Origin of the sequence: Nocardia aurantiaca (assembly GCF_009708175.1) — a bacterium.
GTDB classification, from domain to species: domain Bacteria; phylum Actinomycetota; class Actinomycetes; order Mycobacteriales; family Mycobacteriaceae; genus Nocardia; species Nocardia aurantiaca.
Map to the genome: position 1 here is coordinate 569215 of NZ_WMBB01000003.1, position 19640 is coordinate 588854.

General features: G+C 66.8%; 16 protein-coding genes. 7 read left to right on the plus strand and 9 right to left on the minus strand.

Translation table 11 applies throughout. The annotated features are described in order from the left end of the window. The first annotated feature begins 79 nt into the window (after nt 1-79). Nucleotides 80-3847 (plus strand): multifunctional oxoglutarate decarboxylase/oxoglutarate dehydrogenase thiamine pyrophosphate-binding subunit/dihydrolipoyllysine-residue succinyltransferase subunit, encoded by a 3768-nt coding sequence (locus GLP40_RS08705; RefSeq protein WP_154787261.1) that lies wholly within the window; start codon nt 80-82, stop codon nt 3845-3847. A gap of 259 nt (nt 3848-4106) precedes the next feature. On the opposite strand, the gene GLP40_RS34385 is transcribed toward GLP40_RS08705, so the two are convergent. Then, a complete protein-coding gene (locus tag GLP40_RS34385) occupies nt 4107-4235 on the minus strand; it encodes a hypothetical protein (RefSeq protein ID WP_268867078.1) in 129 nt (42 codons plus the stop codon). Between the two features lie 251 nt (nt 4236-4486). On the opposite strand from GLP40_RS34385, the gene GLP40_RS08710 reads away from it, so the two are divergent. Both GLP40_RS08710 and GLP40_RS08715 read left to right on the plus strand, forming a co-directional pair. Continuing rightward, nucleotides 4487-5179, plus strand: coding sequence for a PadR family transcriptional regulator (locus GLP40_RS08710; RefSeq protein WP_328289876.1), 693 nt, complete (start codon nt 4487-4489; stop codon nt 5177-5179). A gap of 12 nt (nt 5180-5191) precedes the next feature. Beyond that, nucleotides 5192-6688, plus strand: coding sequence for a DHA2 family efflux MFS transporter permease subunit (locus tag GLP40_RS08715; protein ID WP_328289877.1), 1497 nt, complete (start codon nt 5192-5194; stop codon nt 6686-6688). Between the two features lie 67 nt (nt 6689-6755). On the opposite strand, the gene GLP40_RS08720 is transcribed toward GLP40_RS08715, so the two are convergent. Together GLP40_RS08720 and GLP40_RS08725 are read right to left on the minus strand one after the other, a co-directional pair. Continuing rightward, nucleotides 6756-8327 carry a molybdopterin-dependent oxidoreductase gene (locus GLP40_RS08720; protein WP_154787263.1) on the minus strand — a complete coding sequence of 524 codons (1572 nt, stop codon included), beginning with the start codon at nt 8325-8327 and terminating at the stop codon, nt 6756-6758. 79 nt (nt 8328-8406) lie between these two features. After that, nucleotides 8407-9834: an MFS transporter gene (locus GLP40_RS08725; RefSeq protein ID WP_196054585.1), complete on the minus strand. Its 1428-nt coding sequence runs from the start codon at nt 9832-9834 to the stop codon at nt 8407-8409. 78 nt (nt 9835-9912) lie between these two features. On the opposite strand from GLP40_RS08725, the gene GLP40_RS08730 reads away from it, so the two are divergent. Next, nucleotides 9913-10803 carry a LysR family transcriptional regulator gene (locus GLP40_RS08730; RefSeq protein ID WP_328289878.1) on the plus strand — a complete coding sequence of 297 codons (891 nt, stop codon included), beginning with the start codon at nt 9913-9915 and terminating at the stop codon, nt 10801-10803. Nucleotides 10804-11116: 313 nt separating this feature from the next. On the opposite strand, the gene GLP40_RS08735 is transcribed toward GLP40_RS08730, so the two are convergent. Continuing rightward, on the minus strand, nt 11117-11545 hold the full coding sequence (locus GLP40_RS08735) for a VOC family protein (RefSeq protein WP_154787266.1): 429 nt from the start codon (nt 11543-11545) through the stop codon (nt 11117-11119). A 102-nt stretch (nt 11546-11647) separates the two neighbouring features. Then, nucleotides 11648-12208, minus strand: coding sequence for a CGNR zinc finger domain-containing protein (locus GLP40_RS08740; protein ID WP_328289879.1), 561 nt, complete (start codon nt 12206-12208; stop codon nt 11648-11650). 87 nt (nt 12209-12295) lie between these two features. Between GLP40_RS08740 and GLP40_RS08745 the strand changes: the two genes are divergently transcribed. Continuing rightward, on the plus strand, nt 12296-13168 hold the full coding sequence (locus tag GLP40_RS08745) for an alpha/beta fold hydrolase (RefSeq protein WP_154787267.1): 873 nt from the start codon (nt 12296-12298) through the stop codon (nt 13166-13168). A 392-nt stretch (nt 13169-13560) separates the two neighbouring features. After that, nucleotides 13561-14433, plus strand: coding sequence for a hypothetical protein (locus GLP40_RS08750; RefSeq protein ID WP_154787268.1), 873 nt, complete (start codon nt 13561-13563; stop codon nt 14431-14433). A gap of 144 nt (nt 14434-14577) precedes the next feature. Here the strand turns inward: GLP40_RS08750 and GLP40_RS08755 are convergent, their stop codons facing one another. Then, complete coding sequence (locus GLP40_RS08755) at nt 14578-16014, minus strand: caspase family protein (protein WP_154787269.1); 1437 nt, start codon at nt 16012-16014, stop codon at nt 14578-14580. Between the two features lie 390 nt (nt 16015-16404). Beyond that, entirely contained in the window at nt 16405-17007 is a 603-nt protein-coding gene (locus GLP40_RS08760) for a TetR family transcriptional regulator (RefSeq protein ID WP_154787270.1), read from the minus strand. An 86-nt stretch (nt 17008-17093) separates the two neighbouring features. On the opposite strand from GLP40_RS08760, the gene GLP40_RS08765 reads away from it, so the two are divergent. Further along, complete coding sequence (locus tag GLP40_RS08765) at nt 17094-17852, plus strand: SDR family NAD(P)-dependent oxidoreductase (RefSeq protein WP_154787271.1); 759 nt, start codon at nt 17094-17096, stop codon at nt 17850-17852. Between the two features lie 195 nt (nt 17853-18047). Here GLP40_RS08765 and GLP40_RS08770 read toward each other — a convergent pair whose 3' ends face one another. Continuing rightward, nucleotides 18048-18407 (minus strand): hypothetical protein, encoded by a 360-nt coding sequence (locus GLP40_RS08770; RefSeq protein ID WP_196054586.1) that lies wholly within the window; start codon nt 18405-18407, stop codon nt 18048-18050. 222 nt (nt 18408-18629) lie between these two features. Next, complete coding sequence (locus GLP40_RS08775) at nt 18630-19223, minus strand: DUF7691 family protein (protein WP_154787272.1); 594 nt, start codon at nt 19221-19223, stop codon at nt 18630-18632. Nucleotides 19224-19640: the final 417 nt, after the last annotated feature.

A 19640-nucleotide genomic window follows, 5' to 3' on the forward strand; every position in this document is an offset into this window, starting at 1 on the left:
CTCAGTGGGGGCGCATCGGCGCGCATCCGCCGATTACCCGTGCCGGGCACGTCACAAACGTCGCAGCGCGAAGAACGAAATGAGGCGAACACCTGCTGTGAGCAGCTCAACAGACCAGTTCGGACAGAACCAGTGGCTTGTCGACGAGATGTACCAGAAGTACAAACAGGACCCCTCGTCCGTCGATGAGAGCTGGCACGAGTTCCTGGCGGATTACACGCCGGAGAACACTGCCGAGATTGGTAACAACAGCCAGGCGGCCGCCGCCGTCGTCGCTCCGGCCCCCGCCGCAGTGCCCCCGGCCCCCGGACCCACCCGGGCCCCCGCGCCCGCCCCCATCACCACCCCCGCGCCCGCCGCCCCCGCCCCGGCCCAGGTGCGCGCCCCCCAGACCACTCCCGCCCCCACCTCCAACGCGGCCCCGACCTCGGGCGGCCCCAAGGCCGCCGCCGCCGACGAGGCGAAGGTGCTACGCGGGCCCGCCGCGGCCATCGTCAAGAACATGTCGGCGTCGCTGGCCATCCCCACCGCGACCTCGGTGCGCGCCATCCCCGCCAAGCTGATGATCGACAACCGCCTGGTCATCAACAACCACTTGGCCCGCACCCGCGGCGGCAAGATCTCCTTCACCCACCTGCTGGGCTACGCCATCGTGCAGGCCATCAAGGCCTTCCCGAACATGAACCGGCACTTCGCCGAAATCGACGGCAAGCCGAACGCGGTGACCCCCGCGCACACCAATCTCGGTCTGGCGATTGATCTTCCGGGCAAGGACGGCAACCGTTCGCTCGCGGTCGCGGCCATCAAGAACGCCGAGGGCATGACCTTCGCGCAGTTCCATAATGCGTACGAGGACGTCGTGCGCCGCGCCCGCGACGGCAAGCTCACCACCGACGACTTCGCCGGTGTCACCATCTCGCTGACCAACCCCGGCACCATCGGCACCAACCATTCGGTGCCGCGCCTCATGCAGGGGCAGGGCGCGATCATCGGCGCCGGCGCCATGGAGTATCCGGCCGAGTTCCAGGGCATGAGCGACCAGCAGCTGGCCGAGATGGGCGTCGGCAAGCTGATGACGCTGACCTCCACCTACGACCACCGCATCATCCAGGGCGCGGAGTCCGGTGATTTCCTGCGCACCATCCACAACCTGCTGATCTCCGACGAGTTCTACGACGAGATCTTCCACGGCATGGGTGTCCCCTATGAGCCGGTGCGCTGGCGCAAGGACATTCAGGAACGCGGCATCGACAAGTCGACCCGCGTGCAGGAGATGATCAACGCCTACCGCAGCCGCGGCCACCTGATGGCCGACACCGACCCGCTGCGGCTGGTGAAGGACAAGTTCCGTTCGCACCCCGACCTGGATGTCACCCAGCACGGCCTGACCCTGTGGGACCTGGACCGCGAATTCAATGTCGCCGGCTTCCACGGCCAGGAGCGCATGAAGCTGCGCGACGTGCTGTCCATCCTGCGCGACGCCTACGCCCGCCACGTGGGTGTGGAGTACACCCACATCCTGGATCCCGAGCAGCTCAAGTGGATTCAGGACCGCGTGGAGCAGAAGCACGCGAAACCCACTGTGGCCGAGCAAAAGTACATCATGTCCCGGCTCAACGCGGCCGAGGCGTTCGAGACCTTCCTGCAGACCAAGTACGTGGGCCAGAAGCGCTTCTCGCTCGAGGGCGCCGAGTCGGTCATCCCGATGATGGACGCCGTCATCGACCAGTGCGCCGAGTACAACCTCGACGAGGTCGTCATCGGTATGCCGCACCGCGGCCGCTTGAACGTGCTGGCCAATATCGTCGGCAAGCCCTATTCGAAGATCTTCACCGAGTTCGAGGGCAACATGAACCCGGCCGCCACCCACGGCTCCGGCGACGTGAAGTACCACCTCGGCGCGCGCGGCACCTACCTGCAGATGTTCGGCGACAACGAGATCGAGGTCTCGCTGACCGCCAACCCCTCGCACCTCGAGGCCGTCGACCCGGTGCTGGAGGGTCTGGTCCGCGCCAAGCAGGACCTGCTCACCAAGGAAGACATCGTCACCAAGGGTGAAGAGGCGCGGTCGTTCTCGGTCGTGCCGCTCATGCTGCACGGTGACGCGGCCTTCGCCGGCCAGGGTGTCGTGGCCGAGACGCTGAACCTGTCGGGCCTGCGCGGCTACCGCACCGGCGGCACCGTGCACATCGTGGTGAACAACCAGATCGGTTTCACCACCGCTCCCGAGTACTCGCGCTCCACCGAATACTCCACCGACATCGCCAAGTTCATCGGCGCGCCGATCTTCCACGTGAACGGCGACGACCCGGAAGCCTGTGTGTGGGTGGCCAAGCTGGCCGTCGACTACCGGCAGAAGTTCAACCGCGACGTCGTCATCGACATGATCTGCTACCGCCGTCGCGGCCACAACGAGGGCGACGACCCGTCGATGACCCAGCCGGGCATGTACGACGTGATCGACACCAAGCGCTCGGTCCGCAAGGCGTACACCGAGAGCCTGATCGGCCGTGGCGACATCTCCATGAAGGAAGCCGAAGACGCTCTGCGCGACTACCAGGGTCAGTTGGAGCGGATCTTCAACGAGGTGCGCGAGCTGGAGAAGTTCCCGCCGGAGCCGTCGGAGTCGGTCGAGGACGAGCAGCAGCTGCCGCCGAATCTCGTGACCTCCGTGGACAAGACGGTGCTGCAGCGCATCGGCGACGCGTTCCTCAACGTCCCGGACGGCTTCACCGTGCACCCGCGCGTCAAGCCGGTGCTGGAGAAGCGCCGTGAGATGGCCTACGAGGGCAAGGTCGACTGGGCCATGGCCGAACTGCTGGCCTTCGGCACGCTCATCGATGAGGGCAAGGCCGTCCGCCTGACCGGTCAGGACTCGCGCCGCGGCACCTTCTCGCAGCGCCACTCGGTCATCATCGACCGCAAGAACGGCGACGAGTACACACCGCTGCACAACATCGGGTCCAACAACCCGGGCTGGTTCGCGGTGCACGACTCGGCGCTGTCGGAGTACGCGGCCGTCGGGTTCGAATACGGCTACTCGCTGGGCAACCCGGACGCGCTCGTCCTGTGGGAGGCGCAATTCGGTGACTTCGTCAACGGCGCGCAGTCCATCATCGACGAGTTCATCTCCTCCGGTGAGGCCAAGTGGGGCCAGCTCTCCGAGGTCGTGCTGCTGCTGCCGCACGGTCATGAGGGCCAGGGCCCGGACCACACCTCCGGTCGCATCGAGCGCTTCCTGCAGCTGTGCGCCGAGGGTTCGATGACGGTGGCCGTGCCGTCCACCCCGTCGAACTACTTCCACCTGCTGCGCCGTCACGCCCTGGACGGCATCCGCCGTCCGCTGGTGGTCTTCACGCCGAAGTCCATGCTGCGCAACAAGGCCGTGGTCTCCGAGGTCGAGGACTTCACGGACAACAAGTTCCGCACCGTGCTCGAGGAGCCGACCTACGAGTCGGGCGATGGTGACCGCTCCAAGGTCAAGCGCGTGCTGCTCACCAGCGGCAAGATCTACTACGAGCTGGTGGCCGAGAAGAACAAGCACAACCGTGACGACGTGGCCATTGTGCGCGTCGAGCAGCTGTACCCGATTCCGAAGTTCCGTCTGAACGAGGCCCTGGAGCAGTATCCGGGCGCCATCGATCTGGCGTGGGTCCAGGAGGAGCCGGCCAACCAGGGCGCATGGCCCTTCTTCGGCCTCAATCTCCCGGAGATCCTGCCGGCCCGCTTCGGCAAGCTGCGCCGCATCTCGCGCCGCGCCATGTCGGCCCCGTCCTCGGGTTCGTCGAAGGTGCACGCGGTGGAGCAGGCGGAGATCATCGAAGAGGCGTTCGCACCGACCGTCTGATCACCGAATCCCAGTGCGGGGCCGGATCTCTCACGAGATCCGGCCCCGCGCCGTTTTGCGAACATATCGTGACTCGATGTCGGCGAGCCGCTCTTCCTGACGAGACGCAGATCGAGAGCCCGATCGAACAGTTCGGACATGATGCGCTGCTCGCACAGCCGACTGTGATGTAGCTCGATCCTGTATTCCGAGACCGACATGGCTCCGCCCGCCGGATCGTGGAATCGGGCGGGCGGAGTCGTCACGATGGAGCCAGGGATTACTGACCCTGCGCGTTGCCTTCGGCCTCGGCGGAATCGTTGGTGCCCTTGATGTCCCAGGCCGCCATCATCGCGGCGATGCCGTCGGCGGCGGCGGTGTCCTGGGTGTTCGATTCCTGATCGGACATTGCGTGTACCTCTTTCTGCTACTCCCTAGCGAAATCCGATGCTACCGGCCAGTTTTGGTTGCGGCTTGCCGGGAATTCACCTGCGACAAGGCATTTCATCGCGCGGTGACGGGTCTCACAGCGGATACCTCTTCGGCTAGCGGAGGACAGGGGGTTGTGCCGGGGATGCTCCGTATCGTATATTCCACGTGGAATATTTGATACGGAGGATGTCGGCGGCGAGCGGTAGCGTCGCCGGAGACGGAGGTTCAGTGACGAAGAAGCAGTCGGTGCCGGCACTCACGCCCCTGGCGATGCTGGTCCTCGCACTGCTGGAGGAACGTCCGATGCACCCCTACGAGATGTATCAACTGCTCCTGAGCCGGCATGAGGATGAGTTCGTGAAGATCAAACCGGGCTCGCTCTACCACACCGTGGCCCGGCTGGCCGACCAGGAACTGGTGGCCGCCGAGGGCACCGACCGGGCCGGTAACCGGCCGGAACGCACCACTTACCGAATTCGCACGGCCGGACGCGAGGCCTTACGGACCAGGATCACCGAGCTGCTGCGCGAACCGGCCAAGGAGCAGCCCGCGGTGGTGTCCGCACTGGCCGAAGCGCACAATCTGCCCGCGGCCGAGGTCATCGCCGCCCTCCGCGACCGCATTGTCTGGATCGAATCACGGCTCGCCGATCTCACGGCGCTCCGCAATCTGGCCGCGGCCGGGGATGTGCCCCGCCGGTACTGGTTCCGCGTCGACTTCGTCTGCGCCCAGGCCGCTTCCGAAGCCGAATGGCTGCGCGGATTCGTCGTCGAACTCGAGAGCGGCGAACTCGAATGGACGAGTTTCGATCCCGAGACCGGCGAACGCAGCTGCCTCCCTGACACCACCGAAGGCCCCGATCTGTGCGTGGGACTCACCGCCGAGGACCTCGCCGCCGACCGCACCAACCATCCGAGATAGGAACCCTGATCCGTGTCCACTCAACGTAATCCGTGGCTAGCGCTTTACGCGCTGGTCGTCGGGTTCTTCATGATCCTGCTGGACATGACCATCGTCGCGGTGGCCAATCCCGCGATCATGAAGGACCTGCAGGCCGACGTCTCCCAGGTCATCTGGGTCACCTCCGCCTACCTGCTGGCCTACGCGGTGCCGCTGCTGGTCACCGGTCGGCTCGGAGACCGCTTCGGCCCCAAGAACATCTACCTCGGCGGCCTGGCCGTGTTCACCCTGGCCTCGCTGTGGTGCGCCGAATCGACCAGCATCAACATGCTGATCGCGGCCCGCGCCGTGCAGGGCCTGGGCGCGGCGCTGATGACGCCGCAGACCATGGCCGTCATCACCCGCACCTTCCCGCCGGACAAGCGCGGCGCGGCCATGGGCCTGTGGGGCGGCGTGGCCGGGCTGGCCACCCTGGTCGGCCCCATCCTGGGCGGCGTGCTGGTGGACTGGCAGGGCTGGCAGTGGATCTTCTACGTGAACGTGCCGATCGGCATCGTCGCCTTCGCGCTGGCTTTCTGGCTGGTGCCGACACTGCCCACACATGAGCACAAGTTCGATCTGGTCGGCGTGGCGCTCTCGGGCGTCGGCATGTTCCTGCTGGTGTTCGGCATTCAGGAGGGCAATACCCACCACTGGGATGCCTGGATCTGGGCCATGATCGCCGCCGGTCTGGTGGTGCTGGCGCTGTTCATCGCGAACCAGGCCCGCAATACCGGTGAGCCGCTGGTGCCGCTGAGCCTGTTCACCGACCGCAACTTCGCGCTGTCCAACCTGGCTATCGCGTCCATGGGCGCGGCGGTGACGGGCGTGTTCGTGCCCGCCTACTTCTATCTGCAGCAGGTGCACGACATGACGCCGACGAAGTCGGCGCTGGTGTTCGCGCCCATGGCCATTCTGACCGGCGTGTTCGCGCCGATCATCGGCAAGATCTCCGACAAGGTCGCGCCGCGGGTCATTCCGACCATCGGCTTCGCGGTCTTCTCGGCGAGCCTGTTCGGCTTCGCGCTGCTGATGAAGCCGGACGGCTCGATCCCGCTGTTCATGATCATGGGCGGCATCGCCGGTATCGCCAACGCCTGCATCTGGGCCCCGCTGGCCACCACCGCAACCCACAACCTGCCGGTGCAACAGGCCGGTGCGGGCGCGGGCGTCTACAACACCACCCGGCAGGTCGGCTCGGTGCTCGGTTCGGCCGCGATCAGCGCGCTGCTGTCGGCCCGTATCTCGGCGCAGGGTCTGCAGAGCGGGCCGATCGGCGAGGGCTCCGGAGGCAAGAGCCTGAGCGATCTGCCGGCCGTGGTCCGCGATCCCATCCTGGACAAACTCAGCACCGCGCTGGGTCAGTCCATGTACCTGCCCGCCCTGATCCTGTTGATCGGTGTCGCCGCCTCGGCGCTGTTCATCGGGCACGGCAAGGCGGCGGGCGGTCAGCGCGACGATCTGGCGAAGGCGAACGTCGGCGCGCACTGATCCGCTGATAGTCGAAAAGCGCTGTCCGCCGGTATTTTCCCGGTGGGCAGCGCTTTTCGCTGTGTCCTCAGCCTATTCGCACGGTCAGCGAGGGGTAACCGGTCGCGCCGTCGGGGACGACGTCCTGCACCTTGTCGGTCTGGGTCTCCCCCGCGCCGTCGGTGGCGCGCGCCCAGACGGTGTGCACGCCGGTGCTGCCGGTGGCGTCCCAGTCGAAGGCCCACTGCACCCAGGTGTCGATGGACGGGGCCACCGCCAGGCGGGCGGGCTGCCAGTTCCCCTGGTCGATACGGACTTCCACGCCGCGGATGCCACGGTGCTGCGCCCAGGCCACCCCGGCGACGGTGACCTTGCCCGGGGCGATGGTGCCGCGGCCGCGGGGCGTGTCGATGCGGCATTCGGTTTTGATCGGGCCGTAGGCCGACCAGCCGCGCTTGGTCCAGAACGCCTCGGCGCGATCGAATCTGGTGATCTCCAGTTCGGTCACCCACTTGGTGGCGGACACGTAGCCGTACAGGCCGGGGACCACCAGTCGCGCGGGATAGCCGTGCGCGGTGGGCAGCGGTTCGCCGTTCATGCCGACTGCCAGCATGGCGTCCCGTCCGTCCATGAGCACCGCGAGCGGGCTGCCCGCGGTGAAGCCGTCGATGCTGCGCGAGAGCACCATGTCGGCGTCGGGATGCGGTCCGGCGGCGGTGATCAGCTCGTCGAGCCGGTAGCCCAGCCAGCGGGCATTGCTGATGAGTTCGCCGCCGACCGGATTGGAGACGCAGGCCAGCGTGACCAGCCGTTCGATGGGGGTCTTGGTGGCGAGATCGGCGTAGCTCAAACGGATCTCGCGATCGACCATGCCGTGGATGCGCAGCGACCAGTCGTCCTTGCTGACCTGCGGCACGGTGAGCGCGGTGTCGATGCGGTAGAAGTCGGCGTTCGACGTGAGATACGGCGTGAGGCCCGGGATCCGCAGATCCGCGCCCGGTTCGACCGACGGCGTGACGCTCGGTGACGGCAGCTGGACATCGGCCCGCTCGGCCGATACATCCCGCGACCGCAGCCCGATAATCCGTCCCGCGACACCGCCGACCGCGGCGGCCACGCCGGCGGTCACGATCGCACGCACCATCAGCCGCCGCTCCACCGCCAGCTCGGCGGGTGAAAGCCGCTGCGGCTCGGCTATTTCCGCGTCCGCAGCGGTCTCGGCAAGTTCGTCGAACCGGGTGACCCGCCCAATCAGGCTGCGCAGCACCAGGATTCCGGCGATTATGCCGATAATCGAGGGCAAGGCCCAGGTCCAGGCCGCATGGGGGCGGCCGAGCGCGGCAATGGTGGAGAGCAGCCCGAAGGTCGCGAACAGGATCGACCCCAGCGGCCGGCGCTCCCGCTCCACGATCCCGGCGACCGCGGCCAGCACCACCGCGACCACGCCCATGGACACGAACAGCAGCAATTTGTCATTGGTGCCGACAATGCCGATGATCCACTCCCGGAACCCGTCCGGCGTGTGGTCGATGATCCACGCTCCGACCGCCTGCAAGGGTGTGCTGTCGAGACTGACCAGCACCGACGCCAGCTCCGCCAGGCCCAGGGTGACTCCACCGGCGACGATTCCGCTGGCCATCCGTAATCCGCGATTCGCCATGAAACCGACCCTATTGCGCGGGTCGGTTCGTGACGTCGATCGAAGGATTACGGAACCATGACACCCGGTTCGCGCCCGATCAGCGGGCCCGTTCCCGCAGCGCCACGGCGGCGAGCACCGCCATGGCCAGCAGACTGCCGCCCGCCACCAGGAAGGCGTGGTGCAGCCCGGCCATGCCGAGAACCGGCCCGGAATAGACCAGCGTGCCCAGCACCGCGACCCCGAGCACCTGGCCGAGCTGCCGCATCGCATTGTGCACCGAGGAGGCCATGCCCGCCCGGTGCGGGTGCACGGCGGCCAGCGCGGTCGCGGTCATGGGGGTCAGGCACAGGCCGATGCCGAAACCGCCGAGCGCCAGAAGCCACCAGATCGAGCCGATACCGGTCGCGCGGTCCAGGCTCAGCAGGCCCAGGGTCGCGATCCCGGCCAGCGCCAGCCCCGTCACCATGGGCAGGCGCGGGCCGAAGCGGGCCACCAGACGGCCGGAGATCGGCGTCGCGGTCGCGAAAGCGACTCCGATGGCGCACACGTCGAATCCGGCGCGGACCGCCGAATGTCCTTGCAGCTGCTGGAAATACGCGCTCAGGTAGACGATCGATCCGATGAAGGCGAAGAAGGCCACCAGGCCCGCGAGGTTCGCCGCCACGAAATGCCGGTTGCGGAACAGCGCGATATCCACCAGCGGGTCGCCGTGGCGGCGCTCCCACCATACGAATACCGCCGCCGCGCCGATCGCGAGCGCGAAGGCAGCGAGGATCGGCGCGGAATCCCAGCTGCGCTTGTGGCCCTCGATCAGGCCGAACGACAGCGCCGCGATGGCGGCGGTGGTCAATACCGCTCCCTGCCAGTCGAACCGGTCCCGCGCCGCAGTGCGGGGCAGCCGCGGCACCACCAGCGCCGCCGCCGCGGCGAACACCGCGACCAGCGGCACATTGAGCAGCAGCACCCAGCGCCAGCCCAGGCCGTTGACCACCACGCCGCCCACCACCGGGCCGACGGCCAGGGCCAGGCCCGAGGAGGTCGACCACGCGCCGATGGCGACGGCCCGCTCCCGCTCGTCCGGGAAGGCCGCGCGCACCACGGCCAGGCTGGTGGGCACCAGCAGAGCGGGGCCGATGCCCTGAATAACCCTGCCCACCAACAGCATCGGGATACTCGGGGCGAGCCCGGCAATGAGCGCGCCGAGCCCGAAGATAACCATGCCGGTGAGGAACACGCCCTTGCGGCCGTAGCGGTCGCCGAGACCACCGCTGAGCACGAGCAGGCTGGCGTAAACGAGGACGTAGGAGTTCACTATCCATTCGGCCGCGGCGGAGTCGGCGTGCAGGTCACGACCGATGGTCGGGAGGGCGACGCTGATCACCGTGGTAGAGAGCACGGCCAGGAACTGGCCGCCCGTGACGGCCAGCAGGGTCAGCCAGGGATTGCCGGTCGCCGCGTCTCCAGCCGGGTGGCGGGCGGCGAAGCCGAGATCGCGGGTGGATTCGGCGGGGTGCATGACGGTCATACTCTGACGGTAGGAGTGTGAAACGACACCTTCCACGACCAAATCTGCTAACACGGCAATGCCTTTAGGGTTATGAGCGTGGACCTCTTGCAGCTTCGGTACTTCCGGATGGTCGCGCATGCCGAGAACGTCTCCCGGGTTGCGGAGGAGCTACGGGTGGCGCAACCGTCGCTGAGCCGCACCATTACCCGGCTCGAGGCCGAGCTCGGCGTGCCGCTGTTCGATCGGCAGGGGCGGCGGCTGCGGCTCAACCGATTCGGGGCCGCGTTCCTGGAACGGGTGGAGCGGGCCTTGGACGAACTCGACGGTGCCCGGCGCGAACTCGCCGACCTGGCCGGACCCGATCAGGGCTCGGTGGCGATCGGCGCGGAGAACCTGATCGTGGTCCAGCATGTGGTCGCCGATTTCGTACAGAGGTATCCCGGTGTGCGCGTGCAGCTGTTCTCCGGCACCGCCGCGCAGGTGGCGGCCCGGCTCAGTGCCGGGGAGATCGATCTGGGGGTGGTGTCCAAGCCGCTGGACATCCCCGGACTGGCCGAGCGGAAGCTGCTGGACGAGGAGGTGCTGCTGGCCGTCTCCCTGAACCACCCACTGGCACACCGGGATCGGGTCGCGGTCGCAGAGCTGGCGGAGGAATCCTTCATCACCACATCGGCCGACTACTGGCAGCGCACGCTCCTCGATCGGGTGTTCTGCCGGGCAGGGCTATCGCCGAACATCGCCTGCGAGGGCGATGAGCCCGCCGCTATCCGCCATCTCATCGCCACGGGTCTCGGCATCGGACTGCTCCCGGCCATGTCGCGTGACTATCCCGGGCCGCCCGTCTCCTGGTTGCGCATCGACGACATCCACTGCCGCCGTACTTTGCACCTGGTGTGGCGGCAGGATGCCTATCTTCCGGTGGCGGCGCAACGCTTTCGGGAGATGGCGGCCGAACGCTTCGCCCGGGATCGGCCGGGCGACCCGTAGCCTGGCAGGCGTAACCGGCCCCTGATGCAACCTGCCCGCCACGATCCCGGTGCAAGAAGGCGCAAGTGAAAGCCCGTGATCTGCCGGCCTTCTCGGTCGCGAGCCCGACCCCGACTCGGAGGAATCACTTCCCGAAGGGGTTTCCAGGCCGGGCCTGCATGCCTGGACGCCGTTCACACGGCGCTCGACCCGTACCGCGGTCAACCTGTGGCTGATTTGCCGCACCGACACCTGTCTCTCCTTGGCCGCCGGGCGGTTTCGTGACCTGGCGACCGAGAGCTTCCACGGAACCGGCCCGGCGCACCGGAGTGAGTCACATCTGCGCGTTACCGGTGTAGTTGACCATCCACGGCACCGAGAACTTGTCGATGAGCATGGCGAACGCCTCAGCCCACTGGACCGGGCCGAAAGGCATGGTCACGGTGCCGCCCGCGGCGAGCTCGTTGAAGAGGCGCTCGGCCTCGGCGGCCGACTCGACCTCGATCTGCACGGTGAAGCCGGGCTTGGAGTTGTCGATCTCGGAGCCGGGCGGGCAGTCGGAGACCATGAGGATATTGGTCTCGCTCAGGGGCAGCTGGGCATTCGCGACCCGGTTGCGCACGTCCTCGGGCATGTCGGGCGAGGTCTCACCCATGTCGCGGAAACGGACGATGCTCGCCTCACCTCCGAAGACGGACTGGTAGAAGGTGATGGCCTCTTCGGCATTGCCGTTGAACAGCAGGTACGGGTTCAGAGCGGGCATGGATTCCTCCTCGATCGTGATCGGCGGGTGCTGCGGCACCCGAAGATAGGACGCGGGGACCGCGTGAAAATCATCGGCCCGCACCAGAAGAATCTCGACGATTCAGTCGGTTGCCTTGTGTCGCTGGTAGTACCGGGCGACGCGGACGCGGTTGCCGCAGCGCTCGGGCGAGCACCACTGGCGGCGGGGGTGCGCAGGCAGGAAGAGCATGACGCAGTCCTCGGCGCCGCATCGGCGCAGACGGTCGATGGCCGGATCGGTGAGCAGTGTGGCGGCGGCGTCGGCCAGGTGCGCGGCCAGGCGGGCGCCCGGATCACCGAGGCGCGCCACGGTCTCGGTGACGGCATCGCCGTTCCAATCCAGGCGGCGAATGGCGGGCGCGGCCGACTGGGCCTCGGCGAGTCCGCGTAGGGCGGCGGCCGGTGGGCGGCGGCCGTGCAGCAGGGCGTCGAGGGCCGCGGCGGTGTGGTCGCGCACCGCGTGGACGGCGGCCAGATCCGCTCCCGTGAGATGGTCCGGCGGCGGCTCCGGTAGTCGATCGGCCTCCAGGCGCAGCCACTCCGCCAGCCGCTCAGGGGTTTCCAGCAGGTCGGCGCCGACGGGCCGGGTGTTCACCAGGTCCAGCGCGAGGGGTTCACCGATCAACGGTTCGAGACCAGCCACGCGCTAATGCTACCTCGAGGCGTTGACACATTAGACCGAGCTGACGTACAACTAACGCAACATCTCCGCCAGAAAGCATGTGAAACCATGAGCGCACCCACCCAGGTCCTGCACCGCCACCTCGAGGTCGACCGCGTCGAGGTGTTCTATCGCGAGTCCGTGCCCGCCCGCCCGGAGGCCCCGGTCCTATTGCTGCTGCACGGTTTTCCCACCGCGTCCCACCAGTTCCGCCGGCTCATGGACGCCCTCGGCGACCGCTACCGGCTCATCGCCCCCGACTATCCGGGCTTCGGAAACACCATCGCCCCCGCGGATTTCGAGTACAGCTTCGACCGGCTGGCCGATATCACCGAGGGTTTCGTCCAGCGGCTGGGCCTGACCCGGTTCGCCATGTACATCTTCGACTTCGGCGCCCCCATCGGGCTGCGCCTGGCCACGCGGCACCCGGAGTGGATCGCGGGCCTCGTCGTCCAGAACGGCAATGCCTATGAGGCCGGTTTGTCCGAGGCCGCACAGGGTTTCGTGGCCCTGCGCCCCGACCACGCGGGCGACGAGGACGTCATCCGCGGCCTCCTCACCCTCGAGGGCACCCGCGGCCAGTACGAAACCGGCGTCCCAGACCCGGCCCTGCTCGATCCCGACGCCTGGACCTTGGACCAGCACTACCTGGACCTACCCGGCCGCAAAGAGGCCCAGGTAGCCCTCGCCTTCGACTACAAGTCGAACGTGGCCCGCTACCCCGAATGGCAGTCCTGGCTCCGGAAATACACTCCACCCACCCTCATCACCTGGGGTGCCGACGACCCCTTCTTCCCCGCCTCCGGCGCCCGCGCTTACCTCACCGACCTCCCCGAAGCCGAACTGCACCTCTTCGACACCGGCCATTTCGCCCTCGAAACCCACCTACCCCACATCGCCCCACTCATCGCCGATTTCCTCGACCGCCTCCCCGCCGCGTAATCGCCCCCGATCCCACCCCTCCCGACACAGCCCGGGCGGAAGAAGTCGTCAGCGAAAGCCTGTGATCCCCATGCCTTCTCGGTCACAAGCCCGACCCCGACTCCGGCGAACCATCTCCCGAGGGCTTTCCAGGCCAGGCCCGCATGCCTGGAGGCCGGGGGTAGTGGTGCAACTGCCCGGAATCCGGCGGTTGCACCACTACCACAGATAAGTCACCGAGTCGCGCCGCTGCGCGGACCACGTTTCCGCAGGTCGCACATCGAGCTACCACAGATAGTGCCGAAATTATCTGCGGTAATGGCCTTATCGCCGGATTTCACGCGAATGTCCATGCGACCTGGAATCCTGTTGCGCTACAGCATATTTCGCTACTAGCGCCGGATACCGAGCGGTTGCGCCACTATCCCCAGTCCGCGGGCGCGTTCGCGGCGCTGAGCATGCGCACCGAAGTCCGGCCGGGCCCGCTGGACCGGTTGTCGCGGCGGCTGGCGCGCGCCGGGCAGCAGCCCGCCCACACCCGCCGCCCGCACAACGTTCACGGGTCGGGGCTGCGGTCGGTGGCGCGGATGCTGTGGGCGGCCCAGTCGCCACAGGCCAGTCAGGTCGCGTTGGCTACGGCGCTGGTGGAGTGCCTGACCGAGATCGGGCGCATGCTCGAAGCCAGCGACCGCGCGCACGCGGCGGCGGCGATGGCGTCCACGGCGCGGCGCGCGCTGACCGAGATCCATATGCGCGCCGAGGGTATCGACCCCACCCGCCCGTACCGGCGTGAGACCGGGTCGCCGGCGTGGGCGTGCGCGATGCGCGCGGCCGTCGTCGTCGATGGCGGCGATCGGGGCGAGAACGAGCGCGTCATCGCCGAGGCAGCCAAGCAGTGGGATATCCAGCGGCTCATGTCCAGGGTGCGGCCGGGCGGGGAGCGCTACGACGAGAAGGGCCGGATCCTAGGGCCGAGCGACGCGCGGCGGACCGCCGACGTCCAGGAGGCGCTGGACGCTGCGAGCGGACCACTGACTCCGTCGACGGGGCGGTCACGCCTGCGGGGTGTGGATCCGACGTTGTTCGGCAAGCCGAGGCGGCCAGGTGACTGGGCGGCGATGCGCGACGGCACCGAGGAACTACACACCTACTCCGCGAACCCGGACGATGCGGCGCCGAAACCCTCTGCAGGACCGGGCCGTACGCCGGAGACCGAGCACCCTGAGTACCAGCCCTACCGGGCCTCCAAGCCGGACCGACGCCACGACCGCGATCACGGACGCTGACCACACCTCTGCGGCGATCACCAGGCTGCCGCGCCAGCTGTGCTGGCTTGCCCCCGAATGGATTTCAGCAGCGGGTGACCCACGCGACGACCCCAATCCGGTGTTCGGCGTGGCGACCGGAGTTGGTCTTCCAGGTCTCGTAGGTCAGCTTGGCAGGCCCTCAATGTAGTTGGGGTTACGGATGATCGGGATCTCTGACGGGCCTGTCCACCTATTCGACGGACGGGGCGCGTCCCGTTGTTCGAGAAGCCGTCGGGTTCCGCGGTAGAGGTCATGGACGGTTACGACCGGCTGGTCTGGTGGCGCGCCGTCACGCAAAGTGTCGATGATCGCGCTTGTAAAGGCTGTGTACCGCGCACCCGCTGGGGCCAACGCGGCGGAGTTGCGCGAGGTTGCACTCAGCACGTATGTGGAGGGGATATCGGTCATGCCATCCAAGGGCCCCATGGCCTCTGCAGCTCGTCCAGAGAAACAACAGTCCAGAATTACGGTGGCGCGGATCGATGGGCTCCCCGACAGCAAATCGCGGACCACGGAGTAGGCGGCACCGGAGTGAGGGAATCTAACACTGGTATCTGGGGTGGCCAGGTGCAGTTCGCCTGTCCGCGACAGGACTCCATGACCGCAGTAGTAGAGGAGCAGTGTGTCCGTAGTTTGGTCTGCTGCATCTTGGATGGCTGCCAGCAGTTGATTCGTCGTCGGATTCAATAGAGGCTCGGTCCGTCCAAACACTCCGCCGACTTCCAAGAGACCCGCAAGATCGAACATGCTGGGCCCTGCGGCGGGCAACGACGGCAGGTCGGGGTCTGCGGTGAAGGAGTCGCAGGCCAGCAGGATAGCCCGAGAATTTGCAGGGTTTGGGAACACCGCTGAACCGTGAGCCAGCGGGGCCTTAGCGAGTTCCTGCGCGACGCGGGACCTCGACCCGCCGCCGATACCACTATCAACCGGCACTGATACCGTCGTCGGTAGCTCGAGCATGTACCGGCGGGTGGCTGGTCGCCACAGGGTATCCAGTTCATCCAAAAGCGCCTCTTCGTCGGCCCGGCGGTGTCGATTCCGGTCGTTGAGGAACTTGACCAACTCGAAAAGCAGGTCACCGTTGGTAGGCAGCTTGCTGCCGGTGAGCAGCGCGTGAATTGTCGTATGACTGCACTGAACTTCACCCCGGGAAGCTGCGACTATCCCCGCAGCGATCACGCGGGTGGCAGGCTTCCCCGCTTGCTGATGCAAGGTGTGAAGGAACAGCACGAGCTCCCGATGGGGGCCGTCAGGAAGGTTCGGAAAGCGTAGCGGCCGGGGCATTCGCCGATCCCATTCGAACGTTGGAAACCGTTGTAAACCAACGTTAGAACCATTGATGCTCAATCCGACGATGTGTGCATGGCACTCAATGACCTCGACAAAGACCCTTCGCCACGCGCAAACTCCAGCGTGTTGGACCTCGCTGCTCTCTCCGTTATTGCTGCAACCGTCGTTGTCCTGGTCGTCGCCGGAGCAGCGAATGCCGCCGTACTGACCGCCGCAGGCGGGCTGATCGCCACCTGCTTCCGGGTCTGGCGTGCTGGGCTGTTTCCGCATGATTCCGGTGGGCCGAAGGCGGGCTTTGAGGGAAGGTCGTTAAAGGACCATTTGACGACATCAACGGACAGGCGACCGCCCTCATGGTTGCCCCTGGTCGGGCACTCGGCGCACGGCCGGGGAGCAGAATGGTCGATATGGACCGGCAGCCGGACCTCGGCCGTAGAGGGACCACTGTCAGCAGGCCGGCGAATCGCGAAGCTCCCCGAGTCGTCTCGCCTCTGAGTAGTCGAAGTCTGCGGCCTGCGAGCCGGCAGGAGGTTGACAAAGCCAGGCTGGGTTCGATCCAGATGCCGATGACCTGTTGCTGGATGAGCCGGCGCGGTCCGCGCAGACGACGCTGATCCCAATCCCCGGTCACGATGGGGTGTTTCCGCTATGACGATGCTGCTAAGCCGGTCGGCGGCGCGCCGTAGCGAGCCGTTTCGCCGCTTCGACGATAAATCGTCGGCGTGCCGCACGCTCTTGCTGGTCATCCGGTCCGGTTCCGGTGATCATCTCGGCGAGCTGTGGCACGGTCTGCCACCAGGCGGCGAGGGCGATGAGCGCGAAGACGAGGTGCGCGGGTTCTATGCAGTCATCGAGGATGCCGTCGCGCTGGGCGGCGGCGAACTGTGCGACCTTCTCGCGGTAGTGCGTCGTGCGCGCCGCCGCATCAGCAGGGGGGCCGCCCTGCAGGCCTTCCCACTGCAGCAGGCGGCTCAGTTCGGGGTGGGCGGCGTGGTAGTCGTAGGTCGTTCCGGCGAACTCCCCGATGTCGCCGAGACCGACTCCCGCGAGATTGACGGCGGCGGCGAGCCGTTCCAGCTCGGTGGACAGGACGAGGTCCCACAGGGCCTTCTTGTCTCCGAAGTAGCTGTAGAGCCGTTCCTTGTTCACCCCGGCCCGGGCTGCGATCGCATTGACCGTCGTTCCGTCGAACCCTCGGGCGGCGAATTCGACTAGTGCGGCATCGCGAAGTCGCCGCCGCGTTCCATCCGTGTCCCACGCCATCGTACAAGGATACCAACGCCCCGGTTGGAGATGGAGGGGAAGCGGAGTACGGTTCCAACCGCAACGTTGGAGTTGAAAGGAGCATCATGACCGACATTGTCCGTCTTCCCACACAGATCCGCCCGCCGGCGCCCGGATTGGTCGCGCTGGTGAGCGGAGGAAACAGCGGCATCGGATTCGACACGGCACGACAGCTGCTCGACCGTGGCCTCACAGTCTGGATCGGGGCACGCGACATTGACAAGGGGCGGCGGGCAGCGACCGAGCTCGGCCCCACCGCGCACGTCGTGCATCTGGACGTCACCGCCCCGTCATCGGTCGCCGCGGCAGTAAGTCGGGTCGGCGACCTGGACATTCTGGTCAACAACGCGGGAGTGAACCCCGGCGGCGCAGACATCACCGGCACCACACTCGATCAGTTGCGGATCGCCTACGAGACCAACGTCTTCGGGCTCATCGCCGTCACCCAGGCCTTCCTTCCGGCGCTGCGCCGCTCGGCGCACCCTCGTATCGTCAACGTCTCCAGCGGCACCGGGTCGCTCACCTGGAACAGCGGCCCGAATCCGCAGTTCGACTGGGAACGCGTGCGGGGCGGCGGCCTCGCTTATCGCAGCTCGAAGACCGCCGTGAATGCCGTCACACTTCTGACGGCCCAGACACTCGGCGACAACGTCAAGGTCAACGCCCTCGCACCCGGCCTCCGTCTCACCAACCTCATCGCCGGCATGACCGTCGGCGGAGACCCCGCCGAAGCCGCCACAGGAGCCGTCCGTCTCGCGCTCCTGCCCGACGACGGCCCCACCGGCGCCCTATGGTCCTGGGACGGGACACGCGTTCCGTGGTAATGAAGAGCAGCCCGGTCCCAGGCCACGGAAACCGGCTCTTCACAGACCAGGGCGTAGTCATGGCCTGAAGCCGCCGGTCTCGAGCAGGGACCTGGCGCTGTAGTCGATGGTGTTGCGGAATCCGAGCGCGGAGCCGGGGAGGTGTTGGGGTCCCGGTAGCAATCGCCGAAAAACAACGGATGGAAACGCTGCAGCTCAGCGTCGGCGGTCGGATCCCGGGCCGAGCAGCGCGGTGAGATCGCGCATCGCCTGCGGCGATGGTTTGAAGTAGCGGCGCAGGTTCTCGGCAAGTATGACCGCAGCTTGGCCCCACAGCGATTTCAGCGCCGCGCCGATCTCGGCGTCGGTGACCGAGTCCAGGGCGCGCGAGCGGCCGATCAGCCCGTCGGGGCCGGGCCCCGGGCCGGGCCCGTCGAGGGCATCGACGGTCTTGACGATCGCGATGCCGTAGGCGCGGCGGGTGTTGGGCGATCCGATGGTGTCCAGGAACGCCTCGGCGGCAGTCCGCAGGGTCCGCGCCGGCGGAGTGCGCAGCCGGGTCACCTTCGCAGCCATCGCCCCCGCTTCTCCTGGCTTGCCCCGGATAACGGGGCCGGTTCATGTTGCGCGGCAGCGTGATCGCCGCAGCACGACTCCGATGTTACCCCGGATAACAGACCATTATCTGGGGCAGCGAATACGCTCTGACATGTCTGCCGAGCACGCGGTATGCGGCATGAGCGGATGCTTGCGAGCCAATCGCAGCGCCACCCGGAATGCTGTTACAAGAGATGGCCGTCAGTAAAAGAACCAGACGAGTCCCCGACGCTCTCGCAGGCACTCATGTGCCCACTCCGACAGCTCGGTGACGGTCTCGAGCACGTCAGAATCAACATCCGCTGACAGGGCTGGTTCCAGCTCGTCCCGCAGTTCGGCCATAACCTCGAGGTCGATACAGCCAGCAATCGGGTATGGAAACGCACCGGGCAGCGGCAAGTCGTCTCCAGCCACGAAGTACTCACTCGGCTCGCAATACACACCCACCGAGTTGAGCGCTTCCTCGACTTCACCGAGCCACTCGGAACTCATCTCGTATTCGTTGTCCAACGACTTGCCGTAGTGCTCACACATCTCTTTGAAGACGTAGATGTAGATCGCGGCATCATCGGAAGGATTGGGCACGCCATCCAAGTAGTCGGGCTCCAGGATCATCTTCGTCAGCGCTTGCCGGGCGGGAACCGACTCTCCCCATCCTGCGGCTCCAGCTTCCAGACGATCGAGCCCACCTTCCAGCTGAGTCAGCAACTGCTCCAGCAACTCACGGTCGCCGCTACCAACCATCTGACGAAGCGCCTCTACATCGACGCTATAGGCCTGCATATCGGCACCCACGGGTTACCCATCCCTTCAACCACCGGGCCAGACCGTAACACCCGTCTCCGACACGTCCTGTAAGGACGCAGCTTCCGAACCCCTCAGTGGCCCTTCATGTTCAGACTCGGGTGTGCGCGAACCCGGCATCGATTCACTGGGCCATGTCGGGACACGTGCACACACCGGTGTCAGATATACGAAAATCGGCTAGTTAGCCTCGATCTTTCGCCGGGCCTTCGGCCCGGCGTGATCGGTTTCGGATTGGTTTCCGGTCGTCGATCGGCGACCGGTGGGCAACGCGGGATGGCCCGGTCAGCGGGTGGCTGCCGGGTTCCACGGGCCCGGAGGGAAAGTCCTTTCGGTGGTTGTAGGGATGGTTTGGGCTGGTCAGCCGGGTTGCAGGCGGTCCAGGGTGGTCAGCAGCAGGCCGGTGCC

What these genes read in the sequence shown, in the direction of transcription:
- GLP40_RS08745 (WP_154787267.1), top strand. Translation starts at nt 12,296, where the DNA reads ATGAGCGCACCCACCCAGGTCCTGCACCGCCACCTCGAGGTCGACCGC.
- GLP40_RS08735 (WP_154787266.1), bottom strand. Translation starts at nt 11,545, where the DNA reads ATGCCCGCTCTGAACCCGTACCTGCTGTTCAACGGCAATGCCGAAGAG.
- GLP40_RS08725 (WP_196054585.1), bottom strand. Translation starts at nt 9,834, where the DNA reads ATGACCGTCATGCACCCCGCCGAATCCACCCGCGATCTCGGCTTCGCC.
- GLP40_RS08755 (WP_154787269.1), bottom strand. Translation starts at nt 16,014, where the DNA reads ATGCGGAAACAGCCCAGCACGCCAGACCCGGAAGCAGGTGGCGATCAG.
- GLP40_RS08720 (WP_154787263.1), bottom strand. Translation starts at nt 8,327, where the DNA reads ATGGCGAATCGCGGATTACGGATGGCCAGCGGAATCGTCGCCGGTGGA.
- GLP40_RS08765 (WP_154787271.1), top strand. Translation starts at nt 17,094, where the DNA reads ATGACCGACATTGTCCGTCTTCCCACACAGATCCGCCCGCCGGCGCCC.
- GLP40_RS08760 (WP_154787270.1), bottom strand. Translation starts at nt 17,007, where the DNA reads ATGGCGTGGGACACGGATGGAACGCGGCGGCGACTTCGCGATGCCGCA.
- GLP40_RS08770 (WP_196054586.1), bottom strand. Translation starts at nt 18,407, where the DNA reads ATGGCTGCGAAGGTGACCCGGCTGCGCACTCCGCCGGCGCGGACCCTG.
- GLP40_RS08705 (WP_154787261.1), top strand. Translation starts at nt 80, where the DNA reads ATGAGGCGAACACCTGCTGTGAGCAGCTCAACAGACCAGTTCGGACAG.
- GLP40_RS34385 (WP_268867078.1), bottom strand. Translation starts at nt 4,235, where the DNA reads ATGTCCGATCAGGAATCGAACACCCAGGACACCGCCGCCGCCGACGGC.